Below are 17,699 nucleotides of genomic sequence, written 5' to 3' on the forward strand. Positions count from 1 at the left end.
AGAACCTTAACCGAACTCTTACCCACATTTCCGAAGGCGGTCCAAGTTCCCAGGAGCTCGAACAGGTTTCCGCAGGCTAGGGGCACAGGGCTGGCGCGTCGTCACGCACCGGGGCTTCGGCAGGCAGGGTGTAGGTGACGACCACGTCGGCGTCTTCGGCGCCTTCATTGGTCACCCGGTGCACCACGCCGCCCGGAATCATCACCACCTGGCCCGCGGTGCACGTCACCGGCGAGCAGTCGGGTGCCGTTTGCACCACCACAGCACCATCGTTGATCACCGACTGCTCCGGCCCGGGGTGGCGGTGCCAGCCGCTGCCGGCCCCCGGTTTGAGAACAAGGTTCTGGACGTACAGGGTGGTGGGCTGCCCCGCGGTGACAACCCAGATGGGCGTGGTGGTAGTGCCCTGGCCCAGATCGGTGCGCACCACCTCACCTTCGGCGGGTGTGGCGGCGGCGGGCGCGGCCAATACGCCTGGGGCGGCGGTGATCATGGCCCCGACTGCGATCAGGTGTACGAGCCTCATCTGCCCTCCCGGTGTTGACCGAAAGGTACAGCGACCGGGTCAGGCCGTCAGGGATACGGCTGGAACGGGTTCTGCGGCTGCGGCTGGTACGGGTAGGGGTTCTGCGGCTGGTACGGGTACGGATTCTGCGTCTCGCCGCGGTTGGGTACCTGAATCGGAATGGGCACCGGGACAAACGGCACCGTGACGTACGTCGTCGTCATCGGATTGGTGGTCGTCGTCGTGGTGGTCGGCGGCGTGGTGGTCGTGGTGCTTGTGGTCGTCGACGGTGTCGTGGTCGTCGTGGTTGTGGTGGTCGTCGTCGGGGGAGGCGGCGTCGTCGTCTGTGTGACGACACGCGTCTCGGTCACCGGCGGCGGCGGGGCCTGCGTCACCGTCACCGGCGGCGGCGCGGGCTCTTGGGTCACGGGGGCCGGTGGCGGCTCGACCGCCGGCGGAGGCTCGACCGGGCTCGGCGCCACCTCCTGCGGCATCGGCTTGGGTTCGGCGGTCTTGACGTCGGTGCTCGGTGCCGTACCGGTGGAGCTCGTCAACGCGTACGTGACGCCGCCGATGGCCACCACGACCAGGGCGACGGCCACCGCGAACACCGTCAACGGCAACCGCTGCCAACCGTCGCGTGGTTGCTCGATCGGCCCGGTGGGCGGTACGTACTGCACAGCCGGACGGGCTGCAGTCTCACTGCCGTAGGACTCGACCAGATCCGGCCCGGTGTAGGGCACCACGTCGTCGCCGGCTTGGTCTTCCGACCAGGCCAGCGCGCGAAAGGTCGACGAGCCCTCCTCCACCGAACCGGTTGCCTCCGTCGGCATTCCAGCTGTCGGAAGGGCCGCCGCGACACCCAGGGTGGAGGCCATGCCGGTGTGCGCGTCGGCGTCGGCCAGGTAGGCGGCCGACAACGCGGCGCCGATCGCGCCGTCCAGCGCCGGTTGCGGTGTCGTCACCACCACCGCATGGGAATGCTCCGAAAGTTGTTGCGTCACCAGGGGAATGCTGGCGCCGCCACCGATGGTCACCACCGCCGAGATCGCCGGCCAACCGATACCGTTGCGCTCCAACGCCTTTTCCAGAGCGTCCAACGCCCCCGACAGCGGCGTGCGCATCAACGACTCGAGTTCGGTCCGGGTCACTCGCACGGTGGCGGAATACCCGGGCAGCTCGACCCCCAGATCCGTCGCGGTGTCCGCCGACAACCGTTCCTTGGCCTGACGGCATTCCTCGCGCAGCCGGGCCAGCGACCCGACCGCCGCGGTACCTGCCGGATCGATCCCGCCGGCCTGGGCGACGCCGTCGAGCACATGGCTCAGCAGGGCCTGGTCGATCTGGTCTCCGGAGAAATCCGGATACCGGACGGTCTCGTCGATCGGTTCGAACGCCGCGGCGGCGTCCGCCAGCGTGATGCTGGTGCCTCCGCCGCCGAAGTCGAGCAACGCCACCACACCATTGGCCGGCAGGCCGGGGTTTGCCCGCAGCGCGGCCAGGGAGGCGACGGCGTCGGGAATCAGCCGGGCGGGCATTCCGTCGCGGGACAGGTTCGGATTGGTGCGCAGCGCGTTGCGCAGGGCGCGCATCGTGGGCGCGCCCCAGTGGGCGGGCACGGCGATGGCCAGTTGCCCGGACGGGCCGCCGGCCAACTCGACCATCGCGTCGAGGGCCTCGACCAGCAGGGTGTCGGCGGGATAGGAGGAGCCGTCGGGCGCCACCAACGGCACCGGGTCGCCGACCCGCTCGACGAATCCGCTCAGCGTGACACCGTGACCGGATTCGGGCACACCGACCTGCGGCGTCCGGTCCGTCGACAAGGTCAACACCGAACGCCGGCTGACAGGTTGATTGCCGACACGCGCCGCAACCAAGTTGGTGGTCCCGATCGACAACCCCAACGGGCTAGAGTGCTCAACCATGTCTACCGCTCCTCTCCGGGTGCTCGGAGCTGTGCGTTTGTCGAAACTGACAGACGAATCAACCTCCCCCGATCGGCAGCGGGAACGTATCGAGTGGTGGGCACAAGGCAACAAGCCTGCCACGGTTGTGTCGATCTCAGAAGATATGGACATATCCGGGGCGGTAGACCCATTCAAACGCGCATCACTCGGCAAGTGGCTTACCGACACTCCCCCAGAACCTTGGGACGTCCTGGTGGCCTGGAAGCTCGACAGAATCTCTAGGTCTTCGATGGACACCGAGACTCTGTTGCGCTGGTGCCTGGAGCGTGGCAAGCGCATCGTTTGCGTAGACGACGGGATCGACACCGATACCCAGATGGGACAGGTGTGGGTAAAACTCGCCTCGATCTTCGCCGAGGTCGAACGCAACGCAATCAAAGAGCGGACTACCCAAGCCCGTAAGAAGCTGCGGGCTGAAAGCCGGTGGGCCGGTGAGACCGTGCATTACGGGCTCAAACCGCAGAAGCTCCCCGATGGTGGATGGAAGCTAGTCCACGACACCGTGGCAGTAGAGGTAATCCGCCGTATCGTCTCCGACGTCGTGCGCGGTGATTCTGTCCAGTCCATCGCTGACCGGCTGACCGCCGAGGGTGTCTCGTCTCCGAGGGATCGACAGAGGGAGCTACAGGACAAGCCGACGACGGGAGCAGCCTGGAGTACCACGACGCTGCACCGGCTGCTGGAGTCCAAGACTCTGCTCGGGTACACCGTCCACCGGGGAGATGCAGACCCCGAGGTTATGAAGTCCGAGCCGATCCTGTCAGCGTCGGAATATCGTTCGCTGCAAGCTGTTCTAGACCTCCGCAAGCGTCCGAAGACGACCAACCGCACCGGCAACGCTTCCCCGCTGCTCGGTATCGCGGTCTGCCTGGAGTGTCAGCGTCCGATGCACCAAAAGTCCCAGCTGGCCAAGGGCAAGAGATACCGCTATTACTACTGCCCGGAGAGGCCCCGACACGGCGATCAGATCACCGCCCAATGGCTGGAGCAGGTTCTAGAGGAAGCGTTCCTAGACGAGCTCGGGGATACCGAGGTTTACGTGCCGGTGATACTCCCGGCGTCGGACCACACCGACGAGCTGGAAGCGGCACGTATGCGGCTAGAGGTAATCACCGAGGCTATGCGTAAGGCGACATCGCTCGCTGTCATGGAGACGCTCGCAGAGCAGATCTCAGAGCTCGACGCTCGGATAGTTGAGCTGGAGGCTCTGCCGGTCCAGCCGGCCAGGACGGAACACGTTGCCACCGGGCAGAAGTATCGGGAGCTTTGGGAGTCGCTCGACTCCGATGCCGATGCTAGACGGAGACTGTTGCTCGACTCCGGTATCCGGTACGAGGTCCTGCTAGAGGGCAGGACCCGCAACCAAGGTGGGGCTTTCAAGAGCAACCTTCATGTGCCGGATGACATTCGGGACAGGATGACGATGCGCTGACCGGCTGACTTCATCAGCCGCCCTCACTTGTGCCACGGCCATCGCAGAGGCATCCGAAGCGGAAACCACCGGCCCGTTGCACGGATGATCTTTTCGGCTTCTTTGGGATGCAGATGCGTAATCAGCGCAGAGAACCCCAGCCACACACAAAACGTGAAAGCGGAAGTCATAGCGATGGCGATTGCGAAGCCCAGAGCGGTCATGACGCACAACGTAGAGGTTTCCGCATCAACTTGAAACCATCCCTGTTAGCAATCCTGTGAGCGGAATGTGGATAACCGCGCCTACACCCGACCTATCCCTGTGTATAACTCGATTCACAAGCGCTCAAATCCACAGAGACCGGGACCATTTCCGCAGGCCAAGGCAAAAAACCATGAATGTGGATCAAACTTTTCAAGAGCGGTCCCGGCGTGTCGCCCGCGTTTGACACTCCCCGGCTTTCACGTCCTCCCCAAATGTGCTAGCTAATAGCTCCAAATCCCAACGCACCAGATCTATTGCCGCCACCACGGCTGGGTCATCGGGGTCCCAGCCGTCTTCTCATCGCTTCACGTTCGATTTCATCCATACCCGGTTAGACGTTGAGTCGGGCTTCCCGGTTCCATGAATCCTTGGCACGGTGGTCCACCGATAACCACATCGACATCACCCACCTTTGCCCGGTGGAAGTCTCGGAAGCCATCGGCCAGAGGCCTCGATGATCTTGGCAGCGTGCTTGGGATGAGCGTTTGCGATGCCGTTGCAGTAGGTAAGCCATAGACGTAGCGCGACGAGCGAGAGCACTCCGAGAGCGATGAGGGTCAAGATCCCGAAAGTCATGCATAAAACGCTATTCGAGCGAACCGACGCGCACATGCCGTCATGCCGCGTTATGAACACATGAGAAGTTATCCACAGCCGGCGAGTATCCGCATTACCGCTGGCCGGAGAAGACATTGCGCCTTCTCCACCGTTAAGCGCGAGAACATACTGTTCGCGAGGATGTAGAAGTTCACGACCTCCGCAGCGAGCTCTAGTTTCGCGTTGATCGCGACCGCAATTGCACAATCTCCGGCTCGACGTTCAGACCATCTATCGTGAGCAGCCCTACCGCTTGCTCACATCGTCCGACTTCCATGCCGGTCACAGTCCAAGCGGCCTCGCCTCCGTATCCGGTAGTGCAGGAGCCGATACCCAACCTTCCGGTATGTCCGAGCACAACGCTCGTTTGGAGCGCCTTCGCAGCGCGCAGAGCGGTATTGCCGGCGATCTCGCTTGGCTCGCAGCCGTCGATTCGACACATCGTCACCCAGCCGGGGCCGATGCTGTGGACGTCCTGTAGTTCGATGACCCCGTGCCGTGGATCGAACTCCCCCGCGTGGATTCCGATAGGCCCCGCGTAGACCTCCCGCAGTTGGTCAAGCATCGGAATAGACGCTTCGAAGCAGACAACCTCGTCGGGACGCACGTCCGCGATGCATCGCGCCAACCACGCCAGCGCGTCAGCCTCGACCGTCTTCCCTAGCTTGCCTGTAATCACGATTCGAACCGTCACGTGAGGCATCGTAGATGCTTGACATCGCACGAAAACCGCTGCCAGGTAGCTATTTCCGATCTGTTCCGGCTAGCAGCTTGCGCGCACTTTCGGTTGCTTCACCACCCTCGCGGCCTACAACCGCCTCGGTGAGAAACCCTTTATCCCTAGCTAGCCTGATGTGACGCTTGACGGTCGATAGCGGTCTACCCAGCTCCACAGCCAACCGCGCTGAAACGTCCCTGCCTTGGGGTGCCAGTTCCTCGTATGCAACCGCCAGCCGTGCCAAGTAATCGTCACTGACCGTCCCACGTCGTGGTTCCGCAACCTCACGGACCACGTCCTTGGCAATCTTCCCAGCTACTGCCTCAAGGTTCGGCATCAGGCCTGAACCAAACTCGCGTCTCGCAAATTCTTGAATCTGCTTTGCCGCGTGCATTAGTTCGGCATAGCCCAGGTTGCCGCTGACCTTCACCATCACCAGTTGACCGTCCTCGTAGCCGGTCTCGATGTCGGGGTTCATCTTGCGAATCTCCATGATCTCGACCGTATCAGAACGGTATTGACATAGTCGACTGTCTCATGAGACGGTCTATCCGTCAGCGGAGACGATCCGAATACAGAGAGGGAACGCATGGAGAGCCGAACTTTTAAGTACCCGTACCCAACAGACATAGAGGAAGACGCAGGGGTCTTATCCATCGCAGAGCTGGCCGCACAGCGCGGTCGTCGGGTGGCTCACCTAGTCGGGGAGCTGGTCTATGCCGGGTTGTTACATGAGGCGAGTACAGACCCACGGTGCCGGCAAGCGTGGCCCGGTGCGTTCCGGTGGCACGCTGACGATTGCGAGTGCAGGTTCATCCCAGGACCTCACCCCGACCTCGTAGAGGTTGCGTCGTGACGCAGAACCGAACCTACCGACTGGAGAACTGGAGTACGGAGGATCTGGAGTACCTCGGAGGATCGTTCGCCAAAGGCCTAGATCGACAGGTAGCCACAAAAGAGTGGCTAGACCTAGAGGCAGATATGCCGCTGATGCCCGAGGAATCGAAGTCATCGAAGAAGTGGGAGCCCGCAGCGGGTTACGAGACCCCCGCTACAAAATCCCACGACCACAGAGGCTCAGCGTTCGCCGAAACTCGCATACCCGACGAGAACACTCCTGTGGGAGGTACGGGACTGTTCAACCACGAGCCCACCAAACGGGGTGGGAGACGAGATCTTCACTCGGGCAAGGCTGCTGACGTTGACGCGGTAAAGAACACAATGCCAGCCGGCACGTGGCACGTGTCCAAAGGTTGGGCAGACGAACGATCGCTTAGCGACGAGCTGCTAGGTCGAGCGGTGATAGGTGGAGACCGATGGTCGGAAGCGTTGACGGTGTGTCGCTGCGGAAACGAGATACCGGAGGGTCGACGCAAATACTGCTCTGAAAGCTGCTCGACTGTCGGAGGCAGGGAGCGACGCAACAAACGGAGACGAGCAGGCCGCAAATGGCCCAGGGACGAACGAGGTTGGTACGTCCAGTCACGTCCCCCGGTGAGACGTCGCAGGCTCAACGTGTGGCACTACGACGAGCATGAAACAGCCGTCACCCACACCGTTAGCAAGACCTACCGGCTTCGCAGTCCGTGGAGCAAGGCAACTAATGTGTGGAAGATCACAGACATGCATGGCCGATTAGCTTGTTAAGTATGGGAACGGTGTATATGATTCGCCGCTTTCTCGTCTAGCGTGCTCCGCTGTCTGACTCCCAGTGTTCGACGCACCTAGCCCACCGGACAGCACTGTCCGGGCTGACTCCCCGACGTTCGCTTGCGTCGGGGAGCCGGGGGCTTTTTTGACGACTTACCGATACAGCTATCGAAATTGAAAGGACCGCCAACTATGGATGAGATCCGTTGCCGCAGTGGGCGGCACGTTATCAAGTCATCGCAGGATCGCCGGCCTAACGGCGGCTGCATCCGCTGCCAGCGCGAGAACCAACGTAGGTACTCGCAGAGGATCAGAGATAAGGCCAAGATGGCTGACCAGCTAGCCGAGATATTCGCTCGACCGACGCTTGCCGAGCTTTCTGCTCGGCTGCTGACCGCCGTGGAGCCGACACCGTGAACGTCTTTGAATGGTCGAAGCTGTATTTCCGCAGCGCCGACCGGAACTTGCATGAGACAAAGGCGACGATGGCCGCGCTGATGACCTACGCGGACTTCGATGACCTTACTTGCTACCCCTCACAGCGGACGCTTGCGAAGGACACCGGGGCATCGGTTGACACGGTAAGCCGGCACATCCGAAAGAATGTGGAGGCCGGATGGCTGCGAAAGATCAAGCAAGGCAACTCATACAAGAGAGCTACCGAATACCAGCTCTGCACTCCCCGCAGGGACGCAGGGAGTCCATCGACACCCACGGACCAACTCCCCGCAGGGACGCAGGGAGTACCCCCGGCAGCCGTGCATCCAACTCCCTGCACCGATGCGGGTAGTACTACCCGCAGGGATGCGGTCCTAACTACTCATACAACTACTCATGAACCACCCATACAGGGTGGTTCTTTAGAGAACCACTTCGATCCTTGGGAGGGATCGAGTGGTGTTGATCCTTCACCCATTGCAACCAATGAGATTCCGACTCCCCGCAGGGATGCGGGTAGTTCACCTGTCACCGATGGGGGTAGTTCAGATCCGTGGGGACCTCCCCCGACGTCGGAATACGTGGAACCGAAAGACGTTCGGGTCCCCTGGCCTAGAAACAAGCCGCTGCCGTCCGATCCGTGGACGACTTACGTCGACGACGAAACCGGCGAGATACTGAGCCGCTCTTAGAGCGTCTCGAGCCCCACCACACCAACCAACACACGTTAGGCCCGCAGCGTCGAAGCTAGCGGGTCTTTTTCATGCCCCCAGGAAGGAGGCAAGGTGCTAGATGGCTAGTTCACCTGGAGGCCACGAGATCGGCAGGGTGTCCGTAAGAGTCGTCCCAGACTCTGACGGATTCCGGCAGAAAGCACAACGGCAGCTAGACCGTGAGACTGACGGGGTCGAGGCCGAGGTACGGGTAACCCCGGACCTAAGCAGATTCCGCGAGCGGATCAGAGCCGCAACCCACAACCTAGAGGCCGACGTACGGCTGAACGTCGACAGGTCGAGTATCGACAGGTTTCAACGTCTGGCCGCTGTTGCGGTCAATAACGTACGGGCTCCGCAGGTATCCGCTCCGTCGATGCCCAGGACCGGACTGCCGCAGGCTGACTTAGCGGTTATGGCCGCTGCTGTATCCGCAGCGCTGTTGGCGGTCGGGCCGGCTGTCGGCGTGCTGACAGGCGCGCTGCTGACGTTGCCCGGTCTAATCACCGCTGTAGCTGTCCCAGTGGGAGCACTCGCCCTCGGCATGGACGGACTGAAGAAAGCCGCCGAACGGCTTAAAACCCCGTTCGAGGATCTCAAGGCGACGATGAGCAGAGCCGTAGAGAGCCAGTTCGGACCAGTGTTCGACAAGCTCGGTTCTGTCTTCCCGATGCTGGCCTCTGCACTGCCCAAGGTCACCCAGGGCATGGCCGACCTGGCCCAGTCTGTGGTGGACACGATCACGTCATCCGGCGGCATGGCGAAGATCGAAGGAATCATCTCCAACATCGGCACTGCGCTATCTACGGCAGCACCGGGCGTCGGTTCGTTTACCAACGGGCTGCTGACGCTGGCCGAAAAGCTATCTACCAAGCTGCCGGGGATCGCTACGTGGTTCAACGACGTCGGAACGAAGTTCGACGCCTGGATTACCCAGATGAACGACAACGGCAAGCTAGACAAGATCTTCGACGGTCTGGGAACGCTGTTCTCGTCGGTAGGTACCGCGCTCGGCACGATCATGGATAAGGGTCTGGACTTCTTCGATAACCCCGAGGCTGTCGAACGGTGGGCTGTCGCTATTGAAAAGATCGGAGCCGGACTAGGCGCGATCATCTCGGCTTCTAACGCTATGTCCAATTCTGGCTTTACGTTTGGCATCGTCGGGATGCACGACGAGATCGAAAACCAAGGTGGATACGGCAAAGTATTCGAGGGTTTTAAGGAAACCAACGCCAAGCTGTGGGAGACGGTCAAGTCCGCAGCTAGCGGAGCGTGGGACTGGATAACGACAAACACGTCTACCGCGTGGGAGGCGATCAAGAACGCTGTCTCCACCGGGATAGACGGTGTGGTGTCGTTCGTCCAAGGTCTCCCCGGCAGGATCACCGCAGCTATCGGAGATCTCAGTGGCACCTTGGTAGCCGCTGGTAAGTCTCTGATGGACGGGCTGCTGAAAGGGATTACGTCCGCTTGGGAGTCGGTTAAGTCGTTCGTCTCGGGTATCGCCGGGTGGATCGCAGACCACAAAGGTCCTCTGCCGTACGACAAAAAGGTGCTTGTACCCAACGGTCAGGCGCTGATGGAGGGCTTGCAAGCAGGTCTGACGTCCGGCTTTGAACCTGTGCTGGCTAAAGCCAAGTCGATGGCTCAACAGATCTCCGAGGCTATGTCCAACGGGACCAACGTGGCCGACCTGCTCGGCGGTAAGAAGCTCCCCGGTCTGACGCAGATGCTCGATGAGCTCGCAGCCGAACGTAAGACGTTGCGGGTCCAGCTCGACAGCACCCCTGACAAAGAGTCTCGGAGGCAGATCCGAGACAAGATGTCGCAGCTGCAAGCGGAGACCAACTTGCTGTCTCTCCAGAAGCAGCAACTCGACAACGCTAAGAAGTACGGCGGAGAGTTGGCCGACCAAGCCAGCGCGTCGGAGGATTGGGCATCGAAGTTCACCGACGTCGGGATCAACTTCGCACGAGCCACCGGAGATCAGGCGATGGCCGATCTAGGTATCGGCGGTGGAGCTATCACCGGCATCGGTAATGCATTGCTGGACTATGGCATCGGTATGGCTAAGAAAGCCGTCACAGGTTCGAGCATCGTCTACAACGTCGGCAACGTAGATGACGCTATCGCCCTCGACCGCAGAAACCGCAACCGAGAAGCGATTCAGTGGGAGAAGTAAGCAGCACAACCAAACTGACGATAGGCCCCCGGCCACAAACCGGGGGCTTTGTCGTCACTACCCAAAAACACCGAGAGGAGTCACATGACCGACGAACCAGAGGCACAAGCGATGAGCAGAGACAGGCTCTCTATTCGCAGCTGGCCGTTTCTGACGGCGGAAGGCGACGGGACCCAGCTAGTCACTAGACGGAGCCTTGCCTTTAGCACCGCAGATCCTCGCTATCTGCCTGTACTCCATTACATCCGAGACTTTGGTCTAGTCCTGGTCTCGTCTGAGTTCACCCGCGAGGAGGACATATACGGGCTCACCGAAGTGAGCCACTACGCAACTCCAGACGCACGGAACCTAATCCTGATGAACACCACATAGTCCGTCACGGCTACGGCAATGCCCGACAACAACTAACTCCACGAGAAAGAAGAAACTATGTCTTACTACTCCCATTCCACCGTCGCGGATAACGTCATCCGGTGGGAAAAGAATCTCGAAGTCGAACTTCCCAAAGAACTCTCGGACGCTATCGAGCTCTACCGCGCAATCCGCAAGGTGCCAGTTGCCACGAAGCCATCCGTAACGCTCAGCTCTGTCACGACCAAGAACGCAGAGGCCAAGGTCCACGAACTGGCTGACGAGTTGATCCGTATCGACTCTGTAGGAACAGAGTTCGCCCCGGTGCAGCGGGCTAAAAACAAGCTGTCAGAAGCAGCTGCGGGCGCTGTCATCCGTCACGCTGCCGAAGCAATCCCGAACATCGTTGGACAGCTTCAGCCGAAGCTTGACCAGCACGCGCAGGCATACACCGAAGCCGTAGCCGCGCTTCCAGCGGCAAACGAACTGACACCAGAATCGTTGATTAGCAGAGGGCCGGCAGTTGTCGAAGCGTTCGCGGCTGCACAGCGCGAAGCGCAAGAGATCGACGCTATCGCCGCTTGGGTAGCCGGCACGAGCCTACTTCGAGCAGGTTCACCCGATCCAGTTCTGAGAGTGCTGCGACCCGATACCTACGAGCAGCTTTATCGGTTGGACGAAGCACACCGAGAATCTGGCGAGCCGGGTAAGGCTACCGCGCCTGTGGGTCACGTGTACCTCACAGCTTGCATTTACGGTGTCCCGTTCCAGATCAACACCCTTGCTGAGTGCGCCGAGATCCGACGAGAGCTGGAACTGACAGAACGGTCGGCGCGTAAACAGCTGGTCTGACCGAACACACCAAACGACGAACCCCAGGGACCGCCCCCTGGGGTTTTCTCATTACTACACAAAGGGTTACGAACATGGACGAACGTGAGGAAGCGTTTCAACGCTACGTAGAAGCCTCCGAGAACTACAACGCAGCGATCATCGAATCAGGCGATCAGCCTTGGCACGGTGGGAACATCGAGCGACGACGAGAGCTGTATTTGCGTCGATACCAACGGCCACAACCGCCCCAGGGGCTACCGCCCGTATCGCTCGCTGTGATCCGTGGCGAGCATCGCCGCTGGACTCCCGCAGCCGCCGGCTACGAGGTTGCGGCATGAGTTCGGCAATAGCCAAGAAGCTGGCACGGCAGTTGAACGACAAAGCCGCCAACACCAAACCACAGGACGAACCAACAGACCCGTTAGCCGTCGCGTTTCTTCGCAAGCTGGAAGAGCGCGGCCTAGGTAAGTACCTCTCCGACGACGAACCAGACCCGGCAGAAGCACGCCGGGAGGCGATGCGAGAGCTGGCCCAGTGGAACCGCGACTATCAAAGCGGTAAGTACGACGAGGAACGGCAAGCCAAGCGCGAAGCCGAGGCCGAAGCCGAACGCCAGCAAGGTATGTCGGCGGGTGAGATCTTCATCGAGGCAATACGCAAAGCCAACGACAAACCCACAGGAGGACCGCCACCGCTCAACGGTGCTGGCATTATGCGCGCAGCTGTCCGCGGCCTCGGGGGGAGAGTGACGGTCAACGGGAGCTCTCTATGAGCCCCCTATTTAGGCGAAAGGACCCGGTGTTAGAGCCGGGGCCTCTACGTCTGACGCACAAACTTCTGTCTGAATGCCTCAGACAGTGCAGTGGTTGCCTTGTCGACTTCGGAAGTCCACGAAAAGATTTCGTTCAGAGCAGGCGGCCATTCTTCGCTAGTTCCACCTTTGAACTGCTCTTTGGCCTCATGCCAGTTGAGTATCATGTGTGCGGTTGCTCGTTGACAGGCGACACCTAACTCGTTGCATCGCTTCCACAAGTCATCTCCGGCGAAGAGCATCAGTACCGCAGCGGAGGAATACACGACTGCTGCCTCACGATGAAGTCCGTTGATGTACTCCCCATCCAGCGCTCTCCGGGCCAGTGCATTCCTCAACTCATGTGCGACACGGCCAGCTGCCTCAACAGCTTTAGCAGTATTCGCGGTGATGGTGTTCCGCTCCCATTCCGCATATTCGTGGGCACGTGTCTCTGTGAGCACTCGTTGGTTCTGCCGCAGCGTTACGACCAGCACCAAGAGCGTCACGAGGGCGATGATTCCACTGCCAATTGTGGGAGCCCAATCTTTCATGGGGACATTGTGGCAGCGAGCCCCGATTAGCGACGGGCACGAGCGCCATGCATAACAACGCATAGCTATGCAGTGGACCCCCGCCCGGTATACCCCTACCCCGGCCTCTCTAGATCGCACGGTAATGCGCCCGCACGGTTTTGTACGGGTTTTCAAGTCGATCAGGTTTGAGAGTCGCGAGACACATTGAATATTTATGCATAGATCGAGAGAGGTATATGACCTGGTACAGCTCGGACCGCCGCAACGGACTCCCGAAGAACTGGCCCGCGCTACGCAAGCGCATCCTTGAGCGGGACAACCACCGATGCCAGATCCAAGGCCCACGATGCCTAGTTACTGCTAGCGACGTTGACCACATCCAACGCGGGAATGACCACGCGGAGGACAACCTCCAAAGCGCTTGCTCGCCCTGCCACCTAGACAAGACATCCGCCGAATCCGTAGCACGCCGAAAGCAGCTACGGGAAGCGAGATACCGACGAGCAGAGCGCCATCCGGGCGCGCTGAGATAGGAACCCCGATGAGCCTTCTAAACCGAGGAACAGACGAAGTAATCGTGTTCCAAGAGGAGATAGCCGAAGAAAAGTGGGGCAACAAGCGCTCCCGACCGCGAGAGGTCGGAGAGCCGGCAAGGGCTGTGATACAGCCTGTTGGTTCACCTACGGAGACCCAGGAGACCGGCTACGAGACGAGTAGCCGCTACCGAATGCGTCTGGTCAACTACCCGCAGGAACTTGGAGCTCAGGCACAGATCGAATGGAACGGTGAACGCTGGGCTATCGACGGAGAACCCATAAGGTTCAACGGGTCACGACGTACCCGCCACGTCGACTACGTGATTGTCCGGTCCTAACGTCATCGCGATAACGATTGCCACGATCACGGCCTTAGCGATCGAACATCTGGGAGATCTCGTTTCGCTTGTTCGACATCTCGTTCTCGATGTAGATCGCGTTCACCAGAGCGAGAGCCAACAACACCGCGGCGACGATTCGAACCCACTTCGCAGCGCCTAGGAAAAACGCGACAGCGGTACCAGCTGCCACGACGGCAACCCCGGTCCATATCGGACCTGACCCCGTCAGAAGGCTTACCGATTGCATCGACATCACAAGGCCGATGACGACGAGCACACAGACGCCGGCGGCGACAGCGGCCTGCTTGCCGTTATTGGCCTTGTCCGTTGCAGTCGGTACTGACGCCGGACTGCTCCATGTTGTGCCGTCCCAGTAGATCCGGTTTCCGGGATTAGACGGGTCGGGGTACCAGCCGGGTGCAGGTGATGGGGTGGACATATGCAGATTTCCCCTCGTAATTGTTGTCGGCGCAGATTACCAACGAGGGCCGACACAAGTTTGCCGTATCGACCATCCGCCGGTGGTCGAGCCGCCTAGCGTTGGGAATCACACATACCGCCGATTCAAGGGAGGAACCCCAATGTGGACGGAACTGCAATGGGAAGAGCGGACCGTAGGCAACCACAAGGAGTACGGCGCGACCGTCCCAGGTGGCGATCCCAACCATGACTTCTACCGGATTCAGCCAAGTGGCGAAGCGTGGAATGTGCAACGGTCCTCGCAGGTGGTGTTTCACAGTCGGCTCAACCGTAACGTTGCATCTCTAGAGGAAGCCAAAGGCGTTGCGCAGAATGACGCTGTTGTCGTGGAACGACTTGGCCGGTGGGCTCAATACATGGCCCAAAATGATCCACCAGCGACGCGACTAGTTTGAGCAATTCGTTGCGTTGGACAACCCCAACGGGCCGCTCATAACGCAGGCCACGATAGCCGCCGCGTTTCGTCACGGCTGCCCGACACTCCGCGGGAGCCGGACCCAAGCCCTTTACGCCCGTACACGTTTGACCTTCGCAGCAACTCGGTCGAAAAGCCTGGAAAACCCGGTGATCACGCCGGACAACGAACCCGCCCGCCGCGTGGGCAACCACTTTCCGATCCCGCTGCGGGTTTGCGTCCGCCGTCTACGGGTACAGCCAAGGCCATGACTTCCCTGTGGCTTGCGAACCGTCCGGACCGCCCGATCGCACCCGCCCTCACCGACGAAGCGGCTCGCCGGGCTGACATCGTCGTGGTCGGCGCCGGCATCACCGGTCTCGTCACCGCGGTGCTGCTGGCGCGGGCCGGTAAAGACGTGCTGGTCCTGGAGGCGCGTACCGCCGGTGCGGGCACGACGGGCAACACCACGGCCAAGATCAGCCTGCTGCAGGGCACCAAGATGTCACAGATCGTGGCGAAGCATTCACCGAAGGTGGCGCAGCAATACGCCAAGGGCAATCTCGAAGGCCAACAGTGGTTGACCGGCTACTGCCAGACGCACGGGATCGACGTGCAGCGCGAGGATGCCTATACCTATGCCCAGTCCTCCGGCGGTGTGCCGCGCGCCAAGGCCGAGCTGGAAGCCTGCCGGGCGGCCGGGCTCGACGTCGAATGGGTCGACGAGGCAGACGTGCCGTTCCCGTTCCACGGTGGCGTGCGACTGGCCGATCAAGCCCAGTTCGATCCGATGCCGTTGTTGGACAGTCTGGTTGCCGAGCTCGGTGAGCGTAATGGGCGGCTGGCCGAAGGCGCCCGCGTGCAACGGGTTTCCCACGACGGGGCCGGGCTGACGATACGGGTGCAGACCGCCGGCGGCGAGGTCGACGTGCATACCGAGCAGTGCATCTTGGCCACCGGTATCCCCATCCTGGATCGGGGCGGATTCTTCGCCCGCCTCAGCCCACATCGCTCGTACTGCCTGGCGTTCCGGGTCCCGGACAACATCACCCGCGGCATGTACATCTCCACTGATTCCCCCACCCGCTCAACGCGTTCGGCGCCGACGCCCGACGGGGACCGGCTCATCGTCGGCGGGGCAGGCCATACGGTGGGGCGTAGCAGTGACCCCGCAGCGTCGGTGCAGGAGCTGGCCACCTGGGCCACACTGCACTGGCCCGGAGCCGAGCAGACGCACTACTGGTCGGCGCAGGACTACACGCCCATCGATGCGCTGCCGTACGTCGGCCCGATCCTGCCGGGCCATGACAAGATCCACGTGGCAACGGGTTTCGACAAATGGGGCATGACCAACGGGGTCGCCGCCGCGCTGTCGTTGGCCGCTCGCATCCTGGGCGGCCGGATGGACTGGGCCGAGGCGTTCGCCAGCTGGAATCCGCACGAGTTGTCCGGGCTCACCACTGCAGCGCAGACCAACCTGACGGTCGGATGGAACATGGCCAAGGGCTGGATCGCACCGGTGACCCGCAGCGGTGCCGCCGCCGGGGAGAACTGCGGCGTCGTCAGCGGACCGCCCTGGCACCTGCAGGCCGACAGCGTCGTCGACGGAGTCGAACGCACCGTGTCGCCGGTGTGTCCACACCTGGGTGGCATCGTCAACTGGAACGATGCCGACAAGTCGTGGGACTGCCCGCTGCACGGTTCCCGCTTCGCCCCCGACGGCACCCTGATCGAAGGGCCGGCCACCCGCGACCTCACCCGTTCGGGATAAGCGATGACCCGCTACGGCGGGTGTGCTCAAATGACGGGCATGGGTGACATCGACGACATCAAGCAAGTCAAATACCGGTATCTGCGTGCGCTGGACACCAAGCACTGGGAGGATTTCGCCGACACCCTCACCGAGGACGTCGAGGGTGATTACGGGCAGTCGATGGGCCAGAAGCTGCACTTCACCGAACGTGATTCCCTGGTCGAGTACATGAAGAGCTCACTGGGCCCGGAGGTCATCACCGAGCATCGCGTCGCGCACCCCGAGATCGTCGTGGACGGCGACGAGGCCACCGGCATCTGGTATCTACAGGACCGGGTGATCGTCGCGAGCCTGAATTTCATGTTGTTCGGCTCGGCGTTCTATCGCGATCGCTACCGGCGGACCGCTGACGGCTGGCGGATCAGCGCCACCGGTTATGACCGCACCTACGATGCCACGCTCTCGCTGGAGAACCTCAACTTCAACCTGGAACCGGGTGCGGCCCTGAACATCTGACGGCTATTTTGCGATCGCGATGACGGCGCCCGGCCGCAACCACTGCATGATCTTCACCAGGGTGCCGTCGTCGATCGCCACGCACCCGGCCGTCGGCCCGCCGTCGGTGGTGTGCAGGAAGAACGCGCCACCGTTGCCGGGTACCCGGGCCTTGTTGACGCCCATCACCACGGCATGTTTGTAGGCCGAGATGTTCAGGTTCTCAGTGCCGCTGCTGAGGTCGGTGTTGAACGGGCACTGCGCCTTCTTGCACACCTGCATGGTGTTGTAGGTCGGGCTCTTCATATCCCCGTCCCACCAGTGGTCGGGCGTCACCTGGACGTACTGGAGTCCGCCGCCCGGGTTGGGTGCGGTGCCGAACGCGAAATCGAGGGTGAACACGCCCATGGGCGTCTTCATCTCACCATCGTGGGTCTGCGGGGCCATCCCGTTGGCGCCGATCTTGGCCGGAATCCCGGCGCCGATCGGCTGCCACCCGGCCGGGCCCCGCTGCCATACATCCATCTTCGCGTCCGAACCACCCACTCCGACAACGGAAATCACTTGGGCGGCATTGCCCACCGATGAGGCGAACCAGGGCGGGTCGACAGCACCGGCGGTGGGCGCGCATGCCAGTGCCAGCACCCCGGCGCACAGCATGGCGAGCAGTCGGCGCATCAGTACATCGTCGCCGCTGCCCCTCTCGGCCCGGTAAAGCTTGGAGCACGATCCGGTCGC

17 protein-coding genes and 1 pseudogene are annotated in these 17,699 nt (G+C 61.5%); 9 read left to right on the forward strand and 9 right to left on the reverse strand.

Annotation, left to right across the window (positions count from 1 at the left end; genetic code table 11):
• Positions 1-76: 76 nt before the first annotated feature.
• Entirely contained in the window at positions 77-526 is a 450-nt protein-coding gene (locus A5740_RS25950) for a cupin domain-containing protein (protein WP_076198934.1), read from the reverse strand.
• A 47-nt stretch (positions 527-573) separates the two neighbouring features.
• Entirely contained in the window at positions 574-2,430 is a 1,857-nt protein-coding gene (locus tag A5740_RS25955; RefSeq protein ID WP_076198936.1) for an Hsp70 family protein, read from the reverse strand.
• Here A5740_RS25955 and A5740_RS25960 point away from each other — a divergent pair.
• Complete coding sequence (locus A5740_RS25960) at positions 2,429-3,904, forward strand: recombinase family protein (RefSeq protein ID WP_076198938.1); 1,476 nt, start codon at positions 2,429-2,431, stop codon at positions 3,902-3,904. The genes A5740_RS25955 and A5740_RS25960 overlap by 2 nt on opposite strands.
• 23 nt (positions 3,905-3,927) lie before the next feature.
• Here the strand turns inward: A5740_RS25960 and A5740_RS25965 are convergent, their stop codons facing one another.
• The 3 genes from A5740_RS25965 to A5740_RS25975 form a co-directional block, all read right to left on the reverse strand.
• A complete protein-coding gene (locus A5740_RS25965) occupies positions 3,928-4,107 on the reverse strand; it encodes a hypothetical protein (RefSeq protein ID WP_076198940.1) in 180 nt (59 codons plus the stop codon).
• An 812-nt stretch (positions 4,108-4,919) separates the two neighbouring features.
• Entirely contained in the window at positions 4,920-5,441 is a 522-nt protein-coding gene (locus A5740_RS25970) for a hypothetical protein (protein WP_139335350.1), read from the reverse strand.
• A gap of 49 nt (positions 5,442-5,490) precedes the next feature.
• A complete protein-coding gene (locus A5740_RS25975) occupies positions 5,491-5,958 on the reverse strand; it encodes a hypothetical protein (RefSeq protein WP_076198954.1) in 468 nt (155 codons plus the stop codon).
• A 1,570-nt stretch (positions 5,959-7,528) separates the two neighbouring features.
• Between A5740_RS25975 and A5740_RS29425 the strand changes: the two genes are divergently transcribed.
• The 5 genes from A5740_RS29425 (at position 7,529) to A5740_RS26005 (ending at position 12,408) form a co-directional block, all read left to right on the forward strand.
• Complete coding sequence (locus A5740_RS29425) at positions 7,529-8,245, forward strand: helix-turn-helix domain-containing protein (RefSeq protein ID WP_076198958.1); 717 nt, start codon at positions 7,529-7,531, stop codon at positions 8,243-8,245.
• Between the two features lie 436 nt (positions 8,246-8,681).
• Entirely contained in the window at positions 8,682-10,451 is a 1,770-nt protein-coding gene (locus A5740_RS25990) for a hypothetical protein (RefSeq protein WP_139335351.1), read from the forward strand.
• A gap of 429 nt (positions 10,452-10,880) precedes the next feature.
• Entirely contained in the window at positions 10,881-11,654 is a 774-nt protein-coding gene (locus tag A5740_RS26000) for a hypothetical protein (protein ID WP_076198964.1), read from the forward strand.
• A 74-nt stretch (positions 11,655-11,728) separates the two neighbouring features.
• The gene (locus A5740_RS28115) at positions 11,729-11,974 is read left to right on the forward strand and encodes a hypothetical protein (protein WP_083654437.1); all 246 of its coding nucleotides are present in this window, start codon (positions 11,729-11,731) and stop codon (positions 11,972-11,974) included.
• Positions 11,971-12,408, forward strand: coding sequence for a hypothetical protein (locus A5740_RS26005; protein ID WP_076198966.1), 438 nt, complete (start codon positions 11,971-11,973; stop codon positions 12,406-12,408). Before A5740_RS28115 ends, A5740_RS26005 begins: the two co-directional genes overlap by 4 nt.
• A gap of 44 nt (positions 12,409-12,452) precedes the next feature.
• Here the strand turns inward: A5740_RS26005 and A5740_RS26010 are convergent, their stop codons facing one another.
• On the reverse strand, positions 12,453-12,980 hold the full coding sequence (locus A5740_RS26010; RefSeq protein ID WP_076198968.1) for a hypothetical protein: 528 nt from the start codon (positions 12,978-12,980) through the stop codon (positions 12,453-12,455).
• A gap of 218 nt (positions 12,981-13,198) precedes the next feature.
• On the opposite strand from A5740_RS26010, the gene A5740_RS26015 reads away from it, so the two are divergent.
• Positions 13,199-13,495: an HNH endonuclease gene (locus tag A5740_RS26015; protein WP_076198970.1), complete on the forward strand. Its 297-nt coding sequence runs from the start codon at positions 13,199-13,201 to the stop codon at positions 13,493-13,495.
• Between the two features lie 375 nt (positions 13,496-13,870).
• Here the strand turns inward: A5740_RS26015 and A5740_RS29245 are convergent, their stop codons facing one another.
• Together A5740_RS29245 and A5740_RS29250 are read right to left on the reverse strand one after the other, a co-directional pair.
• On the reverse strand, positions 13,871-14,029 hold the full coding sequence (locus A5740_RS29245) for a hypothetical protein (protein ID WP_254849349.1): 159 nt from the start codon (positions 14,027-14,029) through the stop codon (positions 13,871-13,873).
• Positions 14,030-14,191: 162 nt separating this feature from the next.
• Positions 14,192-14,278: pseudogene (locus tag A5740_RS29250) on the reverse strand (DUF2510 domain-containing protein); the annotation flags it as partial.
• Positions 14,279-14,981: 703 nt separating this feature from the next.
• Here A5740_RS29250 and A5740_RS26030 point away from each other — a divergent pair.
• Together A5740_RS26030 and A5740_RS26035 are read left to right on the forward strand one after the other, a co-directional pair.
• Entirely contained in the window at positions 14,982-16,484 is a 1,503-nt protein-coding gene (locus A5740_RS26030; protein ID WP_076198976.1) for an FAD-dependent oxidoreductase, read from the forward strand.
• 39 nt (positions 16,485-16,523) lie between these two features.
• Positions 16,524-16,982 carry a nuclear transport factor 2 family protein gene (locus A5740_RS26035; protein ID WP_076198978.1) on the forward strand — a complete coding sequence of 153 codons (459 nt, stop codon included), beginning with the start codon at positions 16,524-16,526 and terminating at the stop codon, positions 16,980-16,982.
• Between the two features lie 3 nt (positions 16,983-16,985).
• Here A5740_RS26035 and A5740_RS26040 read toward each other — a convergent pair whose 3' ends face one another.
• Entirely contained in the window at positions 16,986-17,639 is a 654-nt protein-coding gene (locus tag A5740_RS26040) for a L,D-transpeptidase (protein ID WP_076198980.1), read from the reverse strand.
• Positions 17,640-17,699: the final 60 nt, after the last annotated feature.

Origin of the sequence: Mycobacterium sp. GA-1841 (genome assembly GCF_001954135.1) — a bacterium.
Lineage (GTDB): Bacteria > Actinomycetota > Actinomycetes > Mycobacteriales > Mycobacteriaceae > Mycobacterium.

Excerpts from the sequence above, each read along its gene's own strand:
- A5740_RS25990 (WP_139335351.1), top strand. The coding sequence starts at position 8,682 with ATGGCCGCTGCTGTATCCGCAGCGCTGTTGGCGGTCGGGCCGGCTGTC.
- A5740_RS26035 (WP_076198978.1), top strand. The coding sequence starts at position 16,524 with ATGGGTGACATCGACGACATCAAGCAAGTCAAATACCGGTATCTGCGT.
- A5740_RS28115 (WP_083654437.1), top strand. The coding sequence starts at position 11,729 with ATGGACGAACGTGAGGAAGCGTTTCAACGCTACGTAGAAGCCTCCGAG.
- A5740_RS25955 (WP_076198936.1), bottom strand. The coding sequence starts at position 2,430 with ATGGTTGAGCACTCTAGCCCGTTGGGGTTGTCGATCGGGACCACCAAC.
- A5740_RS26040 (WP_076198980.1), bottom strand. The coding sequence starts at position 17,639 with ATGCGCCGACTGCTCGCCATGCTGTGCGCCGGGGTGCTGGCACTGGCA.
- A5740_RS26030 (WP_076198976.1), top strand. The coding sequence starts at position 14,982 with ATGACTTCCCTGTGGCTTGCGAACCGTCCGGACCGCCCGATCGCACCC.
- A5740_RS25960 (WP_076198938.1), top strand. The coding sequence starts at position 2,429 with ATGTCTACCGCTCCTCTCCGGGTGCTCGGAGCTGTGCGTTTGTCGAAA.
- A5740_RS26005 (WP_076198966.1), top strand. The coding sequence starts at position 11,971 with ATGAGTTCGGCAATAGCCAAGAAGCTGGCACGGCAGTTGAACGACAAA.
- A5740_RS26015 (WP_076198970.1), top strand. The coding sequence starts at position 13,199 with ATGACCTGGTACAGCTCGGACCGCCGCAACGGACTCCCGAAGAACTGG.
- A5740_RS25975 (WP_076198954.1), bottom strand. The coding sequence starts at position 5,958 with ATGGAGATTCGCAAGATGAACCCCGACATCGAGACCGGCTACGAGGAC.
- A5740_RS26010 (WP_076198968.1), bottom strand. The coding sequence starts at position 12,980 with ATGAAAGATTGGGCTCCCACAATTGGCAGTGGAATCATCGCCCTCGTG.
- A5740_RS26000 (WP_076198964.1), top strand. The coding sequence starts at position 10,881 with ATGTCTTACTACTCCCATTCCACCGTCGCGGATAACGTCATCCGGTGG.
- A5740_RS25950 (WP_076198934.1), bottom strand. The coding sequence starts at position 526 with ATGAGGCTCGTACACCTGATCGCAGTCGGGGCCATGATCACCGCCGCC.
- A5740_RS25965 (WP_076198940.1), bottom strand. The coding sequence starts at position 4,107 with ATGACCGCTCTGGGCTTCGCAATCGCCATCGCTATGACTTCCGCTTTC.